We start from the raw sequence: 16,836 nt of genomic DNA, 5'->3' as shown, positions 1-16,836 counted from the left end.
ATCCGTGGGGATCAGTAGCGGTAGTGGTCCGGCTTGTACGGGCCCGCGACGTCCACGCCGATGTACGCGGCCTGCTCCGGGCGCAGGGTGGTCAGGCGGACGCCGAGCGCGGCGAGGTGCAGGCGGGCCACCTTCTCGTCGAGGTGCTTGGGGAGCACGTAGACGTCGGTGGGGTACTCGGCCGGCTTGGTGAAGAGCTCGATCTGGGCCAGGGTCTGGTCCGCGAAGGAGTTCGACATCACGAAGGACGGGTGACCGGTGGCGTTGCCCAGGTTCAGGAGGCGGCCTTCGGACAGGAGGATGAGGACCTTGCCGTCGGGGAACTTCCAGGTGTGGACCTGGGGCTTGACCTCGTCCTTGACGATGCCCTCGATCTTCGCGAGGCCGGCCATGTCGATCTCGTTGTCGAAGTGGCCGATGTTGCCCACGATGGCCTGGTGCTTCATCTTGGCCATGTCGGCGGCCATGATGATGTCCTTGTTGCCCGTGGTCGTGATGAAGATGTCGGCCGTCTCGACGACGTCGTCCAGCGTCGCGACCTGGTAGCCGTCCATGGCCGCCTGGAGGGCGCAGATCGGGTCGATCTCGGTGACGATGACGCGCGCGCCCTGGCCGCGCAGCGACTCGGCGCAGCCCTTGCCGACGTCGCCGTAGCCGAAGACCACGGCCGTCTTGCCGCCGATGAGGACGTCGGTGGCGCGGTTGATGCCGTCGATGAGGGAGTGGCGGCAGCCGTACTTGTTGTCGAACTTCGACTTGGTGACGGCGTCGTTCACGTTGATCGCCGGGAAGAGCAGGGTGCCTTCGGCCATCATCTCGTAGAGGCGGTGGACACCGGTGGTGGTCTCCTCGGTGACGCCGCGGATCTCGGACGCGAGCTGCGTCCACTTCTGCGGGTTCTCGCCCAGGGTGCGGTTGAGCAGGGTGAGGATGTTCGCGTACTCCTCGGAGTCCGCCGTCGACGGGTCCGGAGCGGAGCCGGCCTTCTCGAACTCGACGCCCTTGTGGACGAGGAGGGTGGCGTCGCCACCGTCGTCGAGGATCATGTTCGGGCCGCCGGTGGGGGTGTTCGGCCAGGTCAGCGCCTGCTCCGTGCACCACCAGTACTCTTCCAGCGTCTCGCCCTTCCAGGCGAAGACGGGGACGCCCTGCGGGTTCTCCGCGGTGCCGTTCGGGCCCACCGCGATGGCGGCGGCCGCGTGGTCCTGGGTGGAGAAGATGTTGCAGGAGGCCCAGCGGACGTCGGCGCCGAGGGCGACGAGGGTCTCGATGAGGACGGCCGTCTGCACGGTCATGTGCAGGGAGCCGGTGACGCGGGCGCCGGCGAGCGGCTGGGTGGCCGCGTACTCCCGGCGGATCGACATCAGGCCGGGCATCTCGTGCTCGGCCAGGGTGATCTCCTTGCGCCCGAAGACGGCGAGGGAGAGGTCCGCGACCTTGAAGTCGGTGAATGCGGCAGTCATATGGTGCTGCTCCTCGTGAGGGTGGAGAGGTGGGTACGGCTGAGCCGCGCACCGTCCGCTGGACGGCGCACAAGGCGCTCAGTCCGTCGGGGGTCCTCTCTCCCCTCGGCCGGTCCGAAGACCGCCCGACCGCCATCAGCAGCGACGCCTGACACTGATGACGAATCTACACCGATCGGCCGAGCGGGGCCCAGGCGACTTGGGGCCGCGGTGGGCAAGTCTCGGCCCGGGTTCGGGGCTTCCGCCGGAGAATTAGGGGCCTTTCGGACTTTTGATCACGCCCTTACATGGACGAGGATGCCGTTGGGTCGGGTTGTACGCGCGATCCCGCAGGACAACGCATGTGTCGTGAGGAGATTCCAGTGACCAGTCCGGCAGGCCCTCCCGAAGGCGGGGACGCGAGCGGGCGCAAGCCCGTGAAGATCGTCGCCGTTACCGCGTGCCCCACCGGTATCGCGCACACGTACATGGCCGCGGAGAAGCTCCAGCAGGCCGGCGACCGTCTCGGCGTCTCGATCAAGGTGGAGACCCAGGGATCGATCGGGGCCGAGAACGTGCTCTCTGACAACGATGTCAGGGAAGCGGACGCCGTCATCATCGCCGCCGACAAGGAAGTGGACCTCGACCGGTTCGCCGGCAAGCGGGTCCTTTCCACCGGTGTCGCGGACGGCATCCACAAGCCGGAGGAGCTGATCCAGCGCGCGCAGAGCGCGCCGGTGCGGTCCGGGACGGCGGCGGCAGCCGGCAGTGGCGCCGGCGGTGGCGGCCATCAGCGCAGCCAGGCGTACAAGGCGCTGATGAACGGCGTCTCCCACATGATCCCGTTCGTGGTCGTGGGCGGTCTGCTGCTGGCCGTCTCCCTGTCCCTCGGCGGGCACGCGGACGCCAAGGGCGGGCTGGTCATTCCCGACGGGACCTTCTGGTTCTACGTCAACAAGCTCGGCCTGACCGGTTTCTCGCTGATGCTGCCGATCTTCTCCGGCTACATCGCCTACGCACTGGGCGACCGGCCCGCCCTCGTACCCGGCATGATCGGCGGCTTCCTCGCCGCCAACGCCGTGGAGATTTACGGGGCCGAGGCGAACGCCGGCTTCCTGGGCGCCATCGCGACGGGCTTCATCGCGGGCTATCTGGTCATGTGGATCAAGAAGGTCAAGGTCCCCAAGGTCATCCAGCCGATCATGCCGATCATCGTGATCCCGATCGTGTCGACCGTGGCCCTGGGCCTGTTCTACATCTACGTGATCGGCCAGCCGATCTCCTGGGTCTTCACGCACCTGACCGACTGGCTGAACGGGATGACCGGCTCCAGCGCGATCGTGCTCGGCACCATCATCGGCCTGATGATCGCCTTCGACATGGGCGGTCCGGTCAACAAGACCGCGTTCCTCGTCGCCGTCGGCCTCATCGGTACCAACAACCACGTCATGGGCATGGCCGCCGCGGCCATCCCCGTCATGCCGCTCGGCCAGGGCCTGGCCACGCTGCTGCGCCGCAAGCTCTACAGCGACGAGGAGAAGGAAACGGGCCTGGCCGCCCTGTTCATGGGCTTCTTCGGCATCTCCGAGGGAGCGATCCCCTTCGCCGCGGCCCGGCCCGCCCAGGTCATCCCGGCGAACATGCTCGGTGGCGCGGTGGCCGGTGCGATCGCCGGTGTGGCCGGGGTCCAGGACTCGGTGCCGCACGGCGGTCCGATCGTCTCGCTGTTCGGTGCGATCAGCGGCGTCGCGATGTTCTTCGTGGCCATCGCGGCCGGTGCGGTCGTGACCGCGCTGACCACGAACGCCCTGATCGAGTTCAAGCTGCGCCGGGAGGGCGTGATCGGCGGCGGGTCCGCGGGCCTCTCGCCGGAGCCGGCCCTGGTCGGCGCGGGCGCCCCCGTGGGCGGTGGCGGCGGTGCGGGCGCCGTCGCGACCGCCGCCGCGGGCGCGGGCGCCGGGACGGCCGTACGGGCCCAGGCCTCGACCGCGGCTCCGGTGGCCGCGGGCGGACCGCCCGAGGTGCTCTCCGGGTACCTCACCGAGCAGACCGTGAAGACGGAGCTGTCCTCGGACTCCAAGGAGGCGGCCATCCGCGAGATGGCGGAGATGCTGGCCACGACCGGCAACGTCACCGACGTGGACGAGCTCGTACGGGTCGCCCTGGCCCGGGAGGCGCAGGGCACGACCGGCCTCGGCGAGTCCATCGCCATCCCGCACGCCAAGACGGACGCGGTGACCCGCCCGACGGTGGGCTTCGCCCGGTCCGACGAGGGCATCGAGTGGGGCGCGCTGGACGGGACGAAGGCCCGGCTGGTCTTCATGATCTCCGTGCCGGAGGCCGCGGCCGGGGACGAGCACCTGCGGATCCTGGCGCTGCTGTCACGCAAGCTGATGGACACCGGCTTCCGGGAGCGGCTGCAGGCCGCGCCCGGCAAGGCCGCGATCCTGGACGTGCTGCGCGAGATCCAGTAGCCGCGCGGATCCTCCGGAACGCCCCTCGGGCCCCGTACCCCACCTCGGTGGTACGGGGCCCGAGGGCGCTGCGTACGCTTCGCCAGCCGACAGGGCTTTTGGCGAAGGGGACGGACATGGGGCGGGATCAGCGCAGGCCGGGACGGCGAAGAGGGATCTGGGCGGTGGTGCTCATGGTGCTCGGAGCGGTGCTGTTCGTGGGATCGGCGAGCTGGGCCAGGTACGTCCTCTCGGACGACTACCGGATGACGATCGTCCCGTCCCAGTCGATGAGGCCCTCCTACTCCCCCGGAGACCAGGTCTGGTTCGCGCGGACCGCTCCGCCGGAGGTCCGGCACGGGGACGCCGTGATCGTCGCGGCCCCTCCCTCGTGGGTGGACGGGTCAGGGGTACAGAGCGGCCAGCAGGTCTTCGAGCGGGTGGTGGCCCTGGGCGGGGACCGCATCTCGTGGGCGCCGGGTCAGGCGACTCTCACGCTGAACGGGGAGCCGCTCGCCGAGCCGTACCTCAAGGACCCGGCCGTGCCGGCGACGGCTCCCTTCGATGTCACGGTGCCCGAGGGGCGGATGTTCCTGATGGGCGACAACCGCTCGAATTCCTACGACTCCCATCTGCGGACCCGCAACCGGGACCAGGGAACGGTGCCGGTGTCGGCCGTATGGGGAGTCACGCTGGCCGAGATGCCGGTCGCGGTGGACGTCGTCGGGCTCGTGGGCCTGCTCGGTGTGCCGGTCTTCCTCGTCGGCGGCGGGCTCGGGATCGGCTCACTGGTGGCGCGGCGGCGGGCCGCGAAGGCGGCGCGGAACGCGGCGCCCACCGGTCCGGGACAGCTGACGTGGTCGTACGAGGCCGCGTCTTCCGACTGACCACCCGCGTGACGCGAAGGAGGCCCCCCTGCGTGTGCGCAGGGGGGGGCCTCCTTCGCGTCGGGCGCCGGGTCAGTTGCCCGGGTTGGTGCCCTTCGCCGCGGCCTCGGCGTTGAAGATGTCCGGCTCGAGGTAGATCACGCGGGCGATCGGGACGGCCGCGCGGATGCGGGCCTCGGCGGCGTTGATGGCGTTGGCCACCTCCGTCGCGGTGTCGTCGCTCTGGACGGAGATCTTCGCGGCGACCAGGAGCTCCTCGGGGCCGAGGTGCAGGGTGCGCATGTGGATGATGCCGGTCACGACGTCCCCGTCGACGACGGCTGCCTTGATCTTCTCGACGTCCTCGGTACCGGCGGCCTCGCCGAGCAGCAGGGACTTGGTCTCGGCGGCGAGCACGATGGCGATGATGATCAGCAGGACGCCGATGCACAGGGTGCCGATGCCGTCCCAGACGCCGTTGCCGGTGAGCAGGGCGATGCCGACGCCCGCGAGGGCCAGGACGAGGCCGATGAGGGCGCCGAGGTCTTCGAGGAGGACCACGGGGAGCTCGGGGGCCTTGGCGCGCTTGATGAACTGGCCCCAGGTGAGGCTGCCGCGGATCTCGTTCGACTCCTTGATCGCGGTGTGGAAGGAGAAGGACTCCGCGATGATCGCGAACAGGAGGACGCCGACCGGCCAGTACCAGTGCGAGATCGCGTGCGGCTCGTGGATCTTCTCGTAGCCCTCGTAGATGGCGAACATGCCACCGACGGTGAACAGCACGATGGAGACGAGGAAGGCGTAGATGTAGCGCTCGCGCCCGTACCCGAAGGGGTGTTCCGCAGTCGCCTCGCGCTGGGCCTTCTTGCCGCCCAGCAGGAGCAGGCCCTGGTTTCCGGAGTCCGCCAGCGAGTGGACGCTTTCCGCGAGCATCGACGACGAGCCGCTGAAGACGAAGGCCACGAACTTGGCTACCGCGATGGCCAGATTGGCGGCGAGTGCCGCCACGATCGCCTTGGTACCGCCCGACGCGCTCATGGTTGCGATGTGTCCCTTCCTCGGTGCGGCGCCCCGGGCCGGGACGCCGCGCTACGGCCGCAGATTCTCACAGCCACCGAGAGGGACGGTACGTCAGACCACCACGGTGGCACGGAAGACGGTGCCGGTTCCGGACAGTTCGACCTTTTCGCCGGCCGGTACGAAGACCGATTCGCCGGGGGCCAGGGTCAGTTCGCCGGACTTCGTGGAGTTCGCCTTCGGGGAGCCCGCCGTGCACAGCAGGATCTGCGCGGTGCCGTCGGGCAGCACCCGGGGGGCGCCGGCGGCGGCCAGGACGAAGCGGGAGAGCCGGAATTCGTCGATGGGAGTCTCGTAGACCTCCTCGCCGTTGCCCTCCGGGCGCAGGATGCCGGGGTCGCCGGGCTCGAAGAGGGTGACCTTCAGCAGCTCCGGCACGTCGACGTGCTTGGGGGTGAGCCCGCAGCGCAGGACGTTGTCGGAGTTGGCCATGAGCTCTACGCCGAGGCCGTCGAGGTAGGCGTGCGGGATGCCGGCGCCGAGGAACATGGCTTCGCCGGGCTGGAGTTGCACGTGGTTGAGGAGCATCGCGGCGATGACCCCCGGGTCGCCCGGGTAGTGGTGGACCAGTCCGGCGTACGGGGCGTACGGGCCGCCGAGCCGCTCGGCGGCGGCCGCGGCCTCGGTGACCGTACGGGCCATCTCGGCGCGGTCGGCGGTGAGGACGGCGGTGAGCACCTCGCGCAGGGCCGCCTCTTCGGGGTGTGCCCGCAGGAGGTCGGCGTAGGGCTTCAGGGAGTTGACGCCGAGGCCCTCCAGCAGGGCGGCGGCCTCCAGCGGCGGCCGGAACCCGGACAGGCCCTCGAAGGGGGTGAGGGCGCAGACCAGCTCGGGCTTGTGGTTGGCGTCCTTGTAGTTGCGGTCCGGTGCGTCGATCGGGACTCCGCGCCGCTCCTCGTCCTCGAACCCGGCCTTCGCCTGGGCGAGATCGGGATGGACCTGGAGGGAGAGCGGGGCGCCGGCGGCGAGGACCTTGAAGAGGAAGGGGAGCCTGGGGCCGAACTTGCGGACGGACGCGACTCCCAGTTCACCTTCGGGGTCGGCGGCGATGACGTCCGAGAGGGCGCGCTCGCCCGCTCCGCGGTCGAGGCGGGAGGGGGCGCCCGGGTGGGCGCCCATCCACAGCTCGGCCTGGGGTTCGCCGGTGGGCGCGACTCCGAGGAGCCCGGGAATCGCGGTGGTCGATCCCCAGGCGTAGGGGCGGATCGTGTTCGTGAGGCGGTCCATCGGTCGTCTTCCTGGGTGAGAGGCGCGCGTGCGTGCGCCTCAGCTGTGTCCCCCGGAGGCCAACGCCAGGTAGGCGGTGGCGAAATCCGTGACGGCGAGGAGTTCGGCGAGCTGTTCCAGCTCTGTGCCCTCCTCCGGTTCGAGCTCGCTGATGGCCGTGTCGTGGCTAAGGGCGAGCTCTCGTGCGGCAGGGGCGGCTGTCAGTCCGCCTGCGGGCCTGTCGCGCAACAGGACGATGCGTGCGCGAAGGGCCTGCGGTTCTTCCACTCGGTCGCGGAAGAAGTCGTCGGGGTCGGCGCCGGCGGCGAAATCGCCGGAGAGCAGGACCCCGTGGGCCGGGAGGGCCTCGGGAAGGTCGGCGGCGAGTGCGGGTCGCCCGGCGAGTTCGGCGAGGGTGGCCGCGAAGCGGCGTCCGGCGGGTCCGGCGGCGGCGCCCTCGCTCCAGATGAGCGGGAGGGAGTCGGCCAGCTCGGAGGCCAGGGTCTTGGCCGGGTTGGAGTAGGTGACGATGGCGGGGCCGCAGCGTTCGGCCGTGCGGTCGAGCCGGTCGGCGACGAGCTGCAGGGTCTGCGGTGCGGCGGTGATCAGGCCGACCCGGTCGAGGAGCACCAGCAGCGGGGTCAGCAGGGCCCAGAGGGCGCCGGGGCCGGCCGCGGCCGACTCGTCGTACTCCTGGTACGGGGCCTTGGCCATCGGTACGAGGAGCCCGTGCGCGCCGTCCACCGCTTCGCTCAGCGGCGAGCGCTCGGGGGCGACGGCGACGACGGTGGAGCCGCGCCGGTAGGCCTGCTCGGCGAGGACGGCGAGGCCGGGCTCGGTTCCGTCGGTGGTGGCGATGAGCAGCAGGTCGACGGGGCCGGCCCAGCCGGGCAGGGTCCAGCGCAGGGCCCCGGCGGCGTGCGCGACGCCGGTCGGGTGCAGCCGGATCACGGGCGCGGAGGCTCCGGCGAGCGCGCCGAGCAGATCGGCGACCCCGGTGGCGGCGGTGCCCGGCCCGGCGATCAGGACCGCGCGGGGTCGGCCGTCGGGGCGCAGGTCACCGAGACCGGCCTCGGCGGCGTGCCGGGCCGCGGTGCGTACCCGTGCGCCCGCGTCGGCGGCGCCGCGGAGCAGACCGCGGCGGTCGGCGCGGGCGAGATCGTCAGGTGCGTCGAGGAGCGACTCGTCGAGCATGGCGGCCTCCGGCTGTGTGGGTGACGGAACCTGTGTGGACGGAACCAGTCTCAGCGTTTGCGCGGGGTGGCGGTAGGAGGCTCAGGCGGGGCGGCGTGCCTCGTCGACGAGGAGGACCGGGATGCCGTCGCGGACCGGGTAGGCGAGACCGCAGTCCTGGCCGCCGGTGCAGATCAGCTCCGGGGTCTCCGCGTCGGCCGACTTGTCCTCCAGGGGCGAGTGGCAGGCGGGGCAGGCGAGGATCTCCAGGAGGCCGGCTTCGAGCGGCATGTGCGGTTCCCTTCGGGGGTGTGGATCGGGCCTGGTCAGCCTACCGCCGAGTCACCTTTGGTGACGGGTTGAGGATGACCTTTGGTGACGGGTTGAGGATGACCTCTGGTGCGGGGTCGAGGCGGACCTCCGGTCCGGGGTGGAGCTGGTGCTCCGGCCCCGGCCGGGAGGTGGCTCGGCGGTACGGCCGCGGGTCGGGTGCGGGTCCGCTGCTGGGGCTCCGCCCCGGGCCCCGCGCCTCAAACGCCGACGGGGCTGATTTTGCTCAGGCCCTGATGAGCGCCAGGACCTCGTCGCGGATCTTGGCCAGCGTGGCCTCGTCGCGGGCTTCTACGTTGAGGCGCAGGAGGGGCTCGGTGTTGGAGGCGCGGACGTTGAACCACCAGTCGGCGCTGGTCGCGGTGAGGCCGTCCAGTTCGTCCAGGGTGACGCCCTCGGCGGAGCCGTAGGTCTCCTTGACGGCGGCCAGGCGGGCCTTCTGGTCGGCGACCGTCGAGTTGATCTCGCCGGAGCCCGCGTAGCGGTCGTAGGAGGAGACCAGGTCCGAGAGGGGGCCGTCCTGGCCGCCGAGGGCCGCCAGGACGTGGAGCGCGGCGAGCATGCCGGTGTCCGCGTTCCAGAAGTCCTTGAAGTAGTAGTGCGCCGAGTGCTCGCCGCCGAAGATGGCGCCGGACTTGGCCATCTCCTCCTTGATGAAGGAGTGGCCGACGCGGGTGCGGACGGGGGTGCCGCCGTTCTCGCGGACGACCTCGGGCACGGACCAGGAGGTGATCAGGTTGTGGATCACCGTGCCGGTGCCGCCGTTGCGGGCCAGCTCGCGGGCGGCGACCAGGGCCGTGATGGCGGACGGGGAGACGCCCTCGCCGCGCTCGTCGACGATGAAGCAGCGGTCGGCGTCACCGTCGAAGGCGATGCCGAGGTCGGCGCCCTCGGCCAGTACGCGGGCCTGGAGGTCGACGATGTTCTTCGGGTCGAGGGGGTTGGCCTCGTGGTTGGGGAAGGTCCCGTCCAGTTCGAAGTACATGGGGACCACGTCCAGCGGGAGGCCCGTGAAGACGGTGGGGACGGTGTGCCCGCCCATGCCGTTGCCCGCGTCGACGACGACCTTCAGCGGTCGGACGGCGGTGAGGTCGACCAGGCCCTTCAGGTGGTCGGCGTAGCCGGTGAGGGTGTCCTGCTCGGTGATGGTGCCCGGGACGGTGCCGGCGGGGATCGCCGGGGCGCCCTCGTCGCTCCACCGCTCCGCGAGCTCGCGGATGGTGGAGAGGCCGGTGTCCTGGCCGACCGGGGCGGCGCCGGCCCGGCAGAGCTTGATGCCGTTGTACTGGGCCGGGTTGTGCGAGGCCGTGAACATCGCGCCGGGCAGGTTCAGCTTGCCGGAGGCGTAGTACAGCTGGTCCGTGGAGCACAGCCCGATGAGGGTGACGTCGACTCCGCGCGCGGCCGCGCCGCGGGCGAAGGCGCCCGACAGGGCCGGGGAGGAGGGCCGCATGTCGTGGCCGATGACGATCGCCGAGGCACCGGTCACCTCGACGAAGGCGGCGCCGAACAGTTCGGCCAGCTGCTCGTCCCACTCGTCCGGCACGACGCCCCGTACGTCGTACGCCTTGACGATGTTCGAAAGATCGGTGGCCACTGCCTGCCCTCCTGAAGGTCATGTGCGGTGAAGCAAACCTACCGTGGACACAGCGCGGCTTTTCAGATCAACCGAATGTCAGGAATCGGGCGAACGCAGGACGCGGAGGTGTCCGCGACGGGTCTCCCCGGTGCTGGGACCGCCCTGACCCGCGCCACCCGCTCCGGCCGCGCGCTCCGGCGGACGGGCCGCCTCGCGCACGGCGTTGGCGAGTGCTTCGAGGTCGTCACCGGTGGGACGCGAGGGCGCCGACCCGTCGGTGAGGCGTACGACGTCCCAGCCGCGCGGAGCGGTCAGGCGCTCCGAGTGCTCGGCGCAGAGGTCGTAACAGTGGGGTTCGGCGTAGGTGGCGAGCGGGCCGAGAACTGCGGTCGAATCGGCGTAGACGTACGTCAGAGTCGCGACGGCAGGGCGGCCGCACGCGGTGCGCGAACAGCGACGTACAAGGCTCACGACGTTGGACCGTACCGCACTCTTGACCGGGCCGCGACGACTCGCCCCCCGACGCTCGCCCGTGTCGCCCCCGTGCCGCCCCCGTGTCGTCCGATCTCCCCCGCCCCGGCGTGGATCTGCGGGCTACCCTGCGGGGGTGACGGACAGCACTCTGCCTCCCCCTCCCGTGCCCCCTGCCGCCTCCCTGCCCGGCGGGTCCCCCGCCGGTGAGCCACGGGTGCGGCGGCGCGACCGGCACGGGCGCGGGATGCGCGGGCCGGTGGCTCCTCCGCAGGTACCGCTGTCGGCGAGCCGGGGGGAGCTCTTCGGAGACCTCGTACGGGACTCCGTGGAGCGGCTCGAACGGCGGTGGCCGCAGCTGGCCGAGGTGGAGTTCATGATCGGCGACGTGCCGGGGGCGCCTGGCGGCGCGGAGGCGGGCTGGAACGACGAGGCGGTGCCGCTGGGGGCGCTGGCGGAGGCCGGGGGTGGGCGGCCGGCCCGGATCGTGGTGTTCCGGCGGCCCGTGGAGATTCGGGCGAAGTCTCGGGACGAGCGGGCGATGCTGGTGCACGAGATCGTGGTGGAGCAGGTCGCGGAGCTGCTTGGGCTGTCGCCCGAGACGGTGGATCCGCGGTACGGGTCGGACTAGGCGTCCGGGCCCTTGGCGGGCCTGCCCGCCCCCGTCTTCCTGACCCGGCCTTGCCGTGATCGCCCGCCCTTTGCCGTGCCGGCTCGCCCGGCCGCGTCATCCTGGCCCGGCCTGCCGTCCCGACCCGCGTCGGCGGTGCGGGGGTGGCCCTGCGGGGCTGTCCCCTACCCGCCCTTCCACCGTTCCCCGGGCTCTGCCCGGACCCGCGCCTCAAACGCCGGCGGGGCTGGGGAGGGGTACCGGGCTGCGCCCGGACCCCCTGGGACTCCGCCCCGGACCCCGGTCCTCAAGCGCCGGACGGCTGGATCGGCTCCGCGGCTGGGCGGCTGTTAGCGGGTCAGGACCGTGAGGTCCTGGGTGGCCTTGGGGACTGAGACCGTGGAGTGGTCGTCCGTGAGGGTTTGGATGGTGAACATCGGGATTCCGTCGCGGGGGATCGTCACGGTGCGGGACGCGTGGACGGGGCCGCCGGAGAGGGTTTCCACCGTGAGGGCGTAGGCGCCCTTGCCGCCCGTCGGGGCGAGGGCCACCGTTTGCGTGGTGCCTCCCTTGACCTTGACCTCCTGGGAGGCGGGTTCGCCGCCCTCCGTGCCCGGGGAGGTCGTGACCTTGACCGTGGCGTCGGCGCCGGCCGGGGCCGTCAGGGAGAGCAGGGTGGCGTTGGCCTCGGGGCGGTTGTCCGCGACGGTCGCCCGGGTGCCGACGGGGGCGGACGCCTGGATGAAGGCGACTTCCTGTTTGGCTCCGGTGCCTCGGACCACCCGTAGGGCCGCGACCACGGGGACCTCGGACTTCTTGGGGTCGGCCGGGGAGAGGACCAGGGAGCCCGCCTCGCCGCGGGTGACGTCCTTGAGGTCGAGGCTCGCGGTCATGCCGGCCTTGACGTGGAACTGCTCGCTGCCCGCGGGGCTGATCGAGCCGTTCGGCGCGGCCAGCTTCACCTTGAGGTCCGCGTCCTCCTCGCCGGGAACGAAGGCGACCAGCCGTACGGAGGTGGCGTCCGCCGGGATCCCGGGCAGGACCAGGCTCCCCGCCGGGTCCACGGAGGCGGGCAGCCAGTCGGCGCCGACGCCCTCCTCGCCCACCTGGGCGGTGGCTCCGACCCGGCCGGCGCGGGTGGTCACGTGGGCGGTGACGTCCGCGAGCTGCGCGCCGGGGGCGAGGGAGGCCAGGGAGATGGCCTTGCTGGACTTCGGGTCGATGCGGATGTTCTCGCTGATCCCGGCTTCGGCCTTCACCGCGCCGTCCGGGCCGAACAGCTTGATGTCCACCACGGCCGCGGTGTCGTCGGGGTTGGTGAGGTGGACATAGTCCTCGCGGCCCTTGGCGGTGCTCACGCCGGGGAACCAGAAGTCGGTGCCGGGCGTGGTGCAGCCGACGCCGAGCAGGCCGCGCGTACGGCCCACCGAGACCATGGTGGTCTGCTGCGCGCTCCAGCCGGGGGCGAGGAACCCGTCGGCGACGCCGCTGAGCGCGGGGGCCTCGGCTCCGGAGGCCTTGGCGCCCACGGGCTTGCCGGGCTCCTTGAGTTCCAGGACGGGCTTGGCCTCCTTGGTCGCGCCCAGCAGCCGGGCCGTGCCCTTGCCGCCCGGGGAGGCCGCGCCCGGGGTGATCGCCGTGTACAGGGTCTCGGCGATGTCGGAGGTGCTGGGAGCGGGGCACACCAGGAGGGACCGCTCGACCGGCATCCGGGCCGCGGCCTTGCCCCCGGCGGCCGTGGAGGCCCCGTCGGCGGCCGGCGCGGTGAGGGTGGCGAGGCCGGTGACGGCGGCCAGGGCGGCCGTGACGGCGGCGAGCGTGAGGGGTACGCGCTGCTTCACTGCTGGGGGCTCCCGTCCGGACGCGGGGCGTGCTGCCCGTCGTGCTGTCCGTCGTGCTGGCCGTAGGTGTCGTAGCCGGTCTGGGGGTCGGGCTGCTGCTGGTAGGGCGGGTACGGCTGCTGCTCGTACGGCTGGTACGGCTGCTCGTACGGGGCGTCCGCCGGGTGGCCGGTGTACTGCTGCTGCTGCTCGTACGGGTACGGGGCGTACTGCTGCTGGTCCTGGGCGGCGGCGTCGTAGGCATAGCCGCCCTGGCCGCCCTGGTCCCCGTAGGCCGGCTGCTGGTAGGCGTACGCGTCCTCGGCGTACGTCTGCTGCGCCGGGATCTGCGCGTACGGGTCGGCCGCGACGGCCGCCTCGGCCGGGGCGGGCCCGGACTGCGGGTCCGGCTCGGCCTGCTCGCGCAGGCGACGGGCCCGGCGGCCCTCGCCGGCCTCCTCGGCGGCCGGGGCCTCGTCCTCGGGCAGGTCGTCGTCGAGGCGGGCGCGGCGGCCCGGCAGGGCCATCACCAGGAGCACCAGGGCGAGCAGGCCCTGGGCCCAGTGCCAGGCGGTCCGGGTGAGGGCGTCCTCGTGGACGAGGTCGAGCCGGCCGGCGTCCGCGGGGAGTTCGAAGCCCTGGGCCCAGCCGTCGACGGTCTTGGCCTTGAGCGGCTTGCCGTCGAGGGTGGCCTGCCAGCCGGCGTCGGCCCGGTCGGCGATGCGCAGCACGCGTCCGGCCTCGCCCGCCGGGATCTTGGTGTGTGCCTCGACGGGACCGGAGGCGACGGGGATGGGCGCCTCGCCGGGCTTGCCGGAGACGATGACGGCGCGGGCGACCTGCCGGTCGACCCGCCACAGGGCGCTGCCTTCGAGCTTGCTGAGGCGGCTGAGGCCGGGGGTGGCGTCCAGGACGCGGCCGATTTCCTGCGGGGCGCCGTCGCGGACCAGGACGTAGCGGATGGCGAAGCCGCCGAGCTGGTCGGTCTGGTCGGCGCCGGAGCCGGCGACGAGGCTGGAGACGACCTTGTCGAGGCGGGTGTCGCTGCCGGCCCGGGCGGCGAGTTCGGAGTCGCCGAGGCGGCCGCCGGAGCCGCGGACCAGGCTGTACGCGAGGACGGCCGGGGTGTCGGCGCCGATGACGAGGGTGCGGGCCTGGTCGCGGGTGCCGCTCTCCTCGGCGACGAAGGCGGGGACCTGAACGGGGTCGCGGCGCTCCAGCGGTCCGGCGGCGCCGCTGAGCATCCAGCCGACCGCGCCGACGACCGGGCCGACGGCGGCGGCGAGCGCGATCAGGGCGGCGAGGGGCTGGCGCCAGCCGAAGCTGCGGGCGGCGACGCGCACCTTGGCCCCGTCGGCGCCGATGAGGGCAGCCGCCAGCAGGGCGAGTCCGTAGACGAGGGTGGCGGGGCCGGCCCAGGTGGTGCGGTTGACCAGGACGGCCAGGACGAGCGCGGCGAGCGCGGTGGCCCAGGCGGTGCGTACGGCGAACTGCCGGTCGGCGCGCAGCAGCGCGGCCAGGGCGGCGAGGACGACGCCGAGGAGGATCAGGCCGCCGGCGGTGCGGGGGCCGCCGGGGCTGATGCCGAGCAGGTCCAGGCCGGTGGCCGAGCCGGCTCCGTAGGGCAGTCCGGCCTCGCGCAGGAAGCTCGCGGGATGCGTGAGCAGGCTCAGCGACCAGGGGGCGAGCACGAGGACCGGGACGCCGAGGGTCGCGAGGAGGCGGGGGCCGTACGTCTTCCACCGCGCGCGGCGCAGGACCAGCGCGGCGACCCCGAGGAGGGCGGCGAGCGGCCAGACGACGGGGGTGAAGGCGGTGGCCAGGGTCAGCAGGAGGGTGTAGGTCCAGGCGGAGCGCCAGCTGCCCTCGCCCTCCCCGTCGGCGAACCCGAAGGCGGAGACGGCGGAGCGGGCGATGAGCGGGAGCAGGATCGCGAGGACGGCGGTGCCGATGCGGCCGCCGGCCAGGGCTCCGGTGACGGCGGGGAGGAAGGCGTAGGCGACGGCGGCCCAGGCGCGCAGCAGCCGGGATTCCACCAGCGGCCGGGAGGCGAAGTAGGCGGTGAGTCCGGCGAGCGGGACCGAGCAGACGAGCAGCAGGGTCAGGGCGGCGTTGGTGGAGCCGAGGAGCAGGGTGGACAGGACGCCGAGGACGGCGAGGTAGGGCGGCGCTCCGGCGGTGGTGCCGGTGCCGACGGGCTGCCAGTCGTCGGCGTAGACGCGCCAGAGGTCGGGTCCGCCGTCGGGGGCGGGCAGCAGGGCTCCGCCCATGAGGGAGCCGCCGCCGAGGAGCGAGCGGCAGGCGATGAGGGAGACGAGCAGGAGGAGGCCGAAGAGGACGGGCGCGGGCTTGCGGGCGATCCGCTTGAGGCGCGCGAACTGTTCGATGTCCAGGTAGTCGGCGTCGTCCCCGCCGGGTCCCGATTCGACGGCTCCGCCGTGCCGGCCGGCGGCGCCGCTCTCGGTGTCGCCGCCCGCGCCGAAGTACTCGGCGAGCTGTTCGGCGTTGGCGCGCAGGCTGGCGCCGGGCGGCGGGAAGAGGGGGCGCAGTTCCTTGGCGGTGACGGCCGCGCGGCCCCTGCGGCGGCGGGCTCCGAGGATCCGGCCGGGGCGGAGCAGGGTGGCGAGGAGGCCGGTGACCTCGTCGACGGCCTGTCCGGGGGCCTTGCCGACGAGGTAGGCGAGGGTCCGCAGGACGGTGCCGAGGAGGATGCGCAGCAGGACGTACGGGAGGGCGCGGCCGGGGCTGTTGACCAGCATCGTGTAGACGGCGCCGGCCTTGTCGACGCGGTGCGGGCTGGCGGCGGAGCGGCCGACGCAGTCCACGGTGCGGCGTTCGCGGGCGGAGGCCTCGGCGTGCCGCAGGACGGCGTCGGGGGCTACGAGGACGGCGTGGCCGGCGCTCTGGACGCGCCAGCACAGGTCGACGTCGTCGCGCATGAGGGGCAGGCGGCGGTCGAAGCCGCCGAGGGCGTCGTACACGTCGCGGCGGATCAGCATGCCGGCGCTGGAGACGGAGAGGACCGGCTGGACCTGGTCGTGCTGGCCCTGGTCCTGTTCGCGCCGGTCCAGGCCGGTCCAGCGGCGGCCGCTGCGGGCGATGGTGACGCCGACTTCGAGGAGCTGCTTCTTGTCGTACCAGCCGCGCAGCTTGGGGCCGATGACGCCGGCGTCGGGGTTCTCGTCGGCGACGCGCAGCAGTTCGGCGAGGGCGTCGGGCTCGGGCGCGCAGTCGTCGTGGAGCAGCCAGAGCCACTGGACGGGTTCGCCGTGGGGCAGGTCGGGGAGGTCGTACGTGTCGTCGCGCCAGGTGCGGCTGACGGGATCCCAGCCGGAGGGGCGCTTGAGGTACGGGAGTTCCTCGGGGGTCAGGGTCCCGGCGGTGCGGGCGGCCTCGTCGACGGCGGCGCCGAAGCCGGTGCGGCGGGCCAGGTGCAGGACGCGGTCCTCGCCGAGGGCCTCGCCGAGCAGGCGCGCGGAGTCGTCGGCGCTGCCGGTGTCGGCGGCGATGTGGCTCTGGGCGGGGCGTTCCTGGCCGAGGAGACCGGCGAGGGTCCGGGGCAGCCAGCGGGCGCCGTCGTGGGCGACGAGGACCGCGGTGACGACGTGCCGGGGGAACTCTGGTGCGGCGGCAGCCTGGTGGGAGGCGCTCGACTGGCTGTGCAGGGACATCGCGGTACGGGCCCTCCGGCCGGGGGTCCGGGGGTGGTGTGCCCTCGGAGGCTGCTGGACAGCGCCCCACCCTAACGGCTGGGAACACAGCGGTCCGCCTCCTGCGGGGAAGGTGCGGGAGGCGGACCGTTTGCTCTG

At 72.8% G+C, this 16,836-nt stretch carries 12 protein-coding genes; 3 read left to right on the top strand and 9 right to left on the bottom strand.

The window, feature by feature from the left end:
- Positions 1-11: 11 nt before the first annotated feature.
- Positions 12-1,463, bottom strand: a complete 1,452-nt coding sequence (gene ahcY / locus OG730_RS25635) for an adenosylhomocysteinase (RefSeq protein WP_327306449.1) — start codon at positions 1,461-1,463, stop codon at positions 12-14.
- Positions 1,464-1,825: 362 nt separating this feature from the next.
- On the opposite strand from ahcY, the gene OG730_RS25630 reads away from it, so the two are divergent.
- Both OG730_RS25630 and lepB read left to right on the top strand, forming a co-directional pair.
- Positions 1,826-3,916: a fructose-specific PTS transporter subunit EIIC gene (locus OG730_RS25630; protein WP_327306448.1), complete on the top strand. Its 2,091-nt coding sequence runs from the start codon at positions 1,826-1,828 to the stop codon at positions 3,914-3,916.
- A 173-nt stretch (positions 3,917-4,089) separates the two neighbouring features.
- Positions 4,090-4,782, top strand: coding sequence for a signal peptidase I (gene lepB / locus OG730_RS25625; RefSeq protein WP_327309416.1), 693 nt, complete (start codon positions 4,090-4,092; stop codon positions 4,780-4,782).
- Positions 4,783-4,854: 72 nt separating this feature from the next.
- Here the strand turns inward: lepB and OG730_RS25620 are convergent, their stop codons facing one another.
- The 6 genes from OG730_RS25620 to OG730_RS25595 all read right to left on the bottom strand — a co-directional run bounded on the left by OG730_RS25620 (position 4,855) and on the right by OG730_RS25595 (position 10,597).
- Complete coding sequence (locus OG730_RS25620; protein ID WP_327306447.1) at positions 4,855-5,799, bottom strand: cation diffusion facilitator family transporter; 945 nt, start codon at positions 5,797-5,799, stop codon at positions 4,855-4,857.
- Positions 5,800-5,892: 93 nt separating this feature from the next.
- The gene (manA, locus tag OG730_RS25615) at positions 5,893-7,065 is read right to left on the bottom strand and encodes a mannose-6-phosphate isomerase, class I (protein ID WP_327306446.1); all 1,173 of its coding nucleotides are present in this window, start codon (positions 7,063-7,065) and stop codon (positions 5,893-5,895) included.
- 39 nt (positions 7,066-7,104) lie between these two features.
- Positions 7,105-8,238: an SIS domain-containing protein gene (locus OG730_RS25610; RefSeq protein ID WP_327306445.1), complete on the bottom strand. Its 1,134-nt coding sequence runs from the start codon at positions 8,236-8,238 to the stop codon at positions 7,105-7,107.
- 81 nt (positions 8,239-8,319) lie between these two features.
- A complete protein-coding gene (locus OG730_RS25605) occupies positions 8,320-8,508 on the bottom strand; it encodes a Trm112 family protein (protein ID WP_274552984.1) in 189 nt (62 codons plus the stop codon).
- A gap of 265 nt (positions 8,509-8,773) precedes the next feature.
- Positions 8,774-10,144: a phosphomannomutase/phosphoglucomutase gene (locus OG730_RS25600; RefSeq protein WP_327306444.1), complete on the bottom strand. Its 1,371-nt coding sequence runs from the start codon at positions 10,142-10,144 to the stop codon at positions 8,774-8,776.
- A gap of 78 nt (positions 10,145-10,222) precedes the next feature.
- On the bottom strand, positions 10,223-10,597 hold the full coding sequence (locus OG730_RS25595; protein WP_327306443.1) for a DUF3499 domain-containing protein: 375 nt from the start codon (positions 10,595-10,597) through the stop codon (positions 10,223-10,225).
- Between the two features lie 136 nt (positions 10,598-10,733).
- Here OG730_RS25595 and OG730_RS25590 point away from each other — a divergent pair, with 136 nt between their 5' ends.
- A complete protein-coding gene (locus tag OG730_RS25590) occupies positions 10,734-11,228 on the top strand; it encodes a metallopeptidase family protein (protein ID WP_442815011.1) in 495 nt (164 codons plus the stop codon).
- A 329-nt stretch (positions 11,229-11,557) separates the two neighbouring features.
- On the opposite strand, the gene OG730_RS25585 is transcribed toward OG730_RS25590, so the two are convergent.
- Positions 11,558-13,048, bottom strand: a complete 1,491-nt coding sequence (locus tag OG730_RS25585; RefSeq protein ID WP_327306442.1) for a DUF5719 family protein — start codon at positions 13,046-13,048, stop codon at positions 11,558-11,560.
- A complete protein-coding gene (locus OG730_RS25580) occupies positions 13,045-16,698 on the bottom strand; it encodes a glycosyltransferase family 2 protein (protein ID WP_327306441.1) in 3,654 nt (1,217 codons plus the stop codon). Before OG730_RS25580 ends, OG730_RS25585 begins: the two co-directional genes overlap by 4 nt.
- Between the last annotated feature and the right edge of the window lie 138 nt (positions 16,699-16,836).

Origin of the sequence: Streptomyces sp. NBC_01298 (assembly GCF_035978755.1) — a bacterium.
Lineage (GTDB): Bacteria > Actinomycetota > Actinomycetes > Streptomycetales > Streptomycetaceae > Streptomyces.
This window is presented reverse-complemented; position numbering and strand designations above follow the sequence as displayed.

Excerpts from the sequence above, each read along its gene's own strand:
- OG730_RS25580 (WP_327306441.1), bottom strand. The coding sequence starts at position 16,698 with ATGTCCCTGCACAGCCAGTCGAGCGCCTCCCACCAGGCTGCCGCCGCA.
- ahcY (WP_327306449.1), bottom strand. The coding sequence starts at position 1,463 with ATGACTGCCGCATTCACCGACTTCAAGGTCGCGGACCTCTCCCTCGCC.
- OG730_RS25620 (WP_327306447.1), bottom strand. The coding sequence starts at position 5,799 with ATGAGCGCGTCGGGCGGTACCAAGGCGATCGTGGCGGCACTCGCCGCC.
- OG730_RS25605 (WP_274552984.1), bottom strand. The coding sequence starts at position 8,508 with ATGCCGCTCGAAGCCGGCCTCCTGGAGATCCTCGCCTGCCCCGCCTGC.
- manA (WP_327306446.1), bottom strand. The coding sequence starts at position 7,065 with ATGGACCGCCTCACGAACACGATCCGCCCCTACGCCTGGGGATCGACC.
- lepB (WP_327309416.1), top strand. The coding sequence starts at position 4,090 with ATGGTGCTCGGAGCGGTGCTGTTCGTGGGATCGGCGAGCTGGGCCAGG.
- OG730_RS25610 (WP_327306445.1), bottom strand. The coding sequence starts at position 8,238 with ATGCTCGACGAGTCGCTCCTCGACGCACCTGACGATCTCGCCCGCGCC.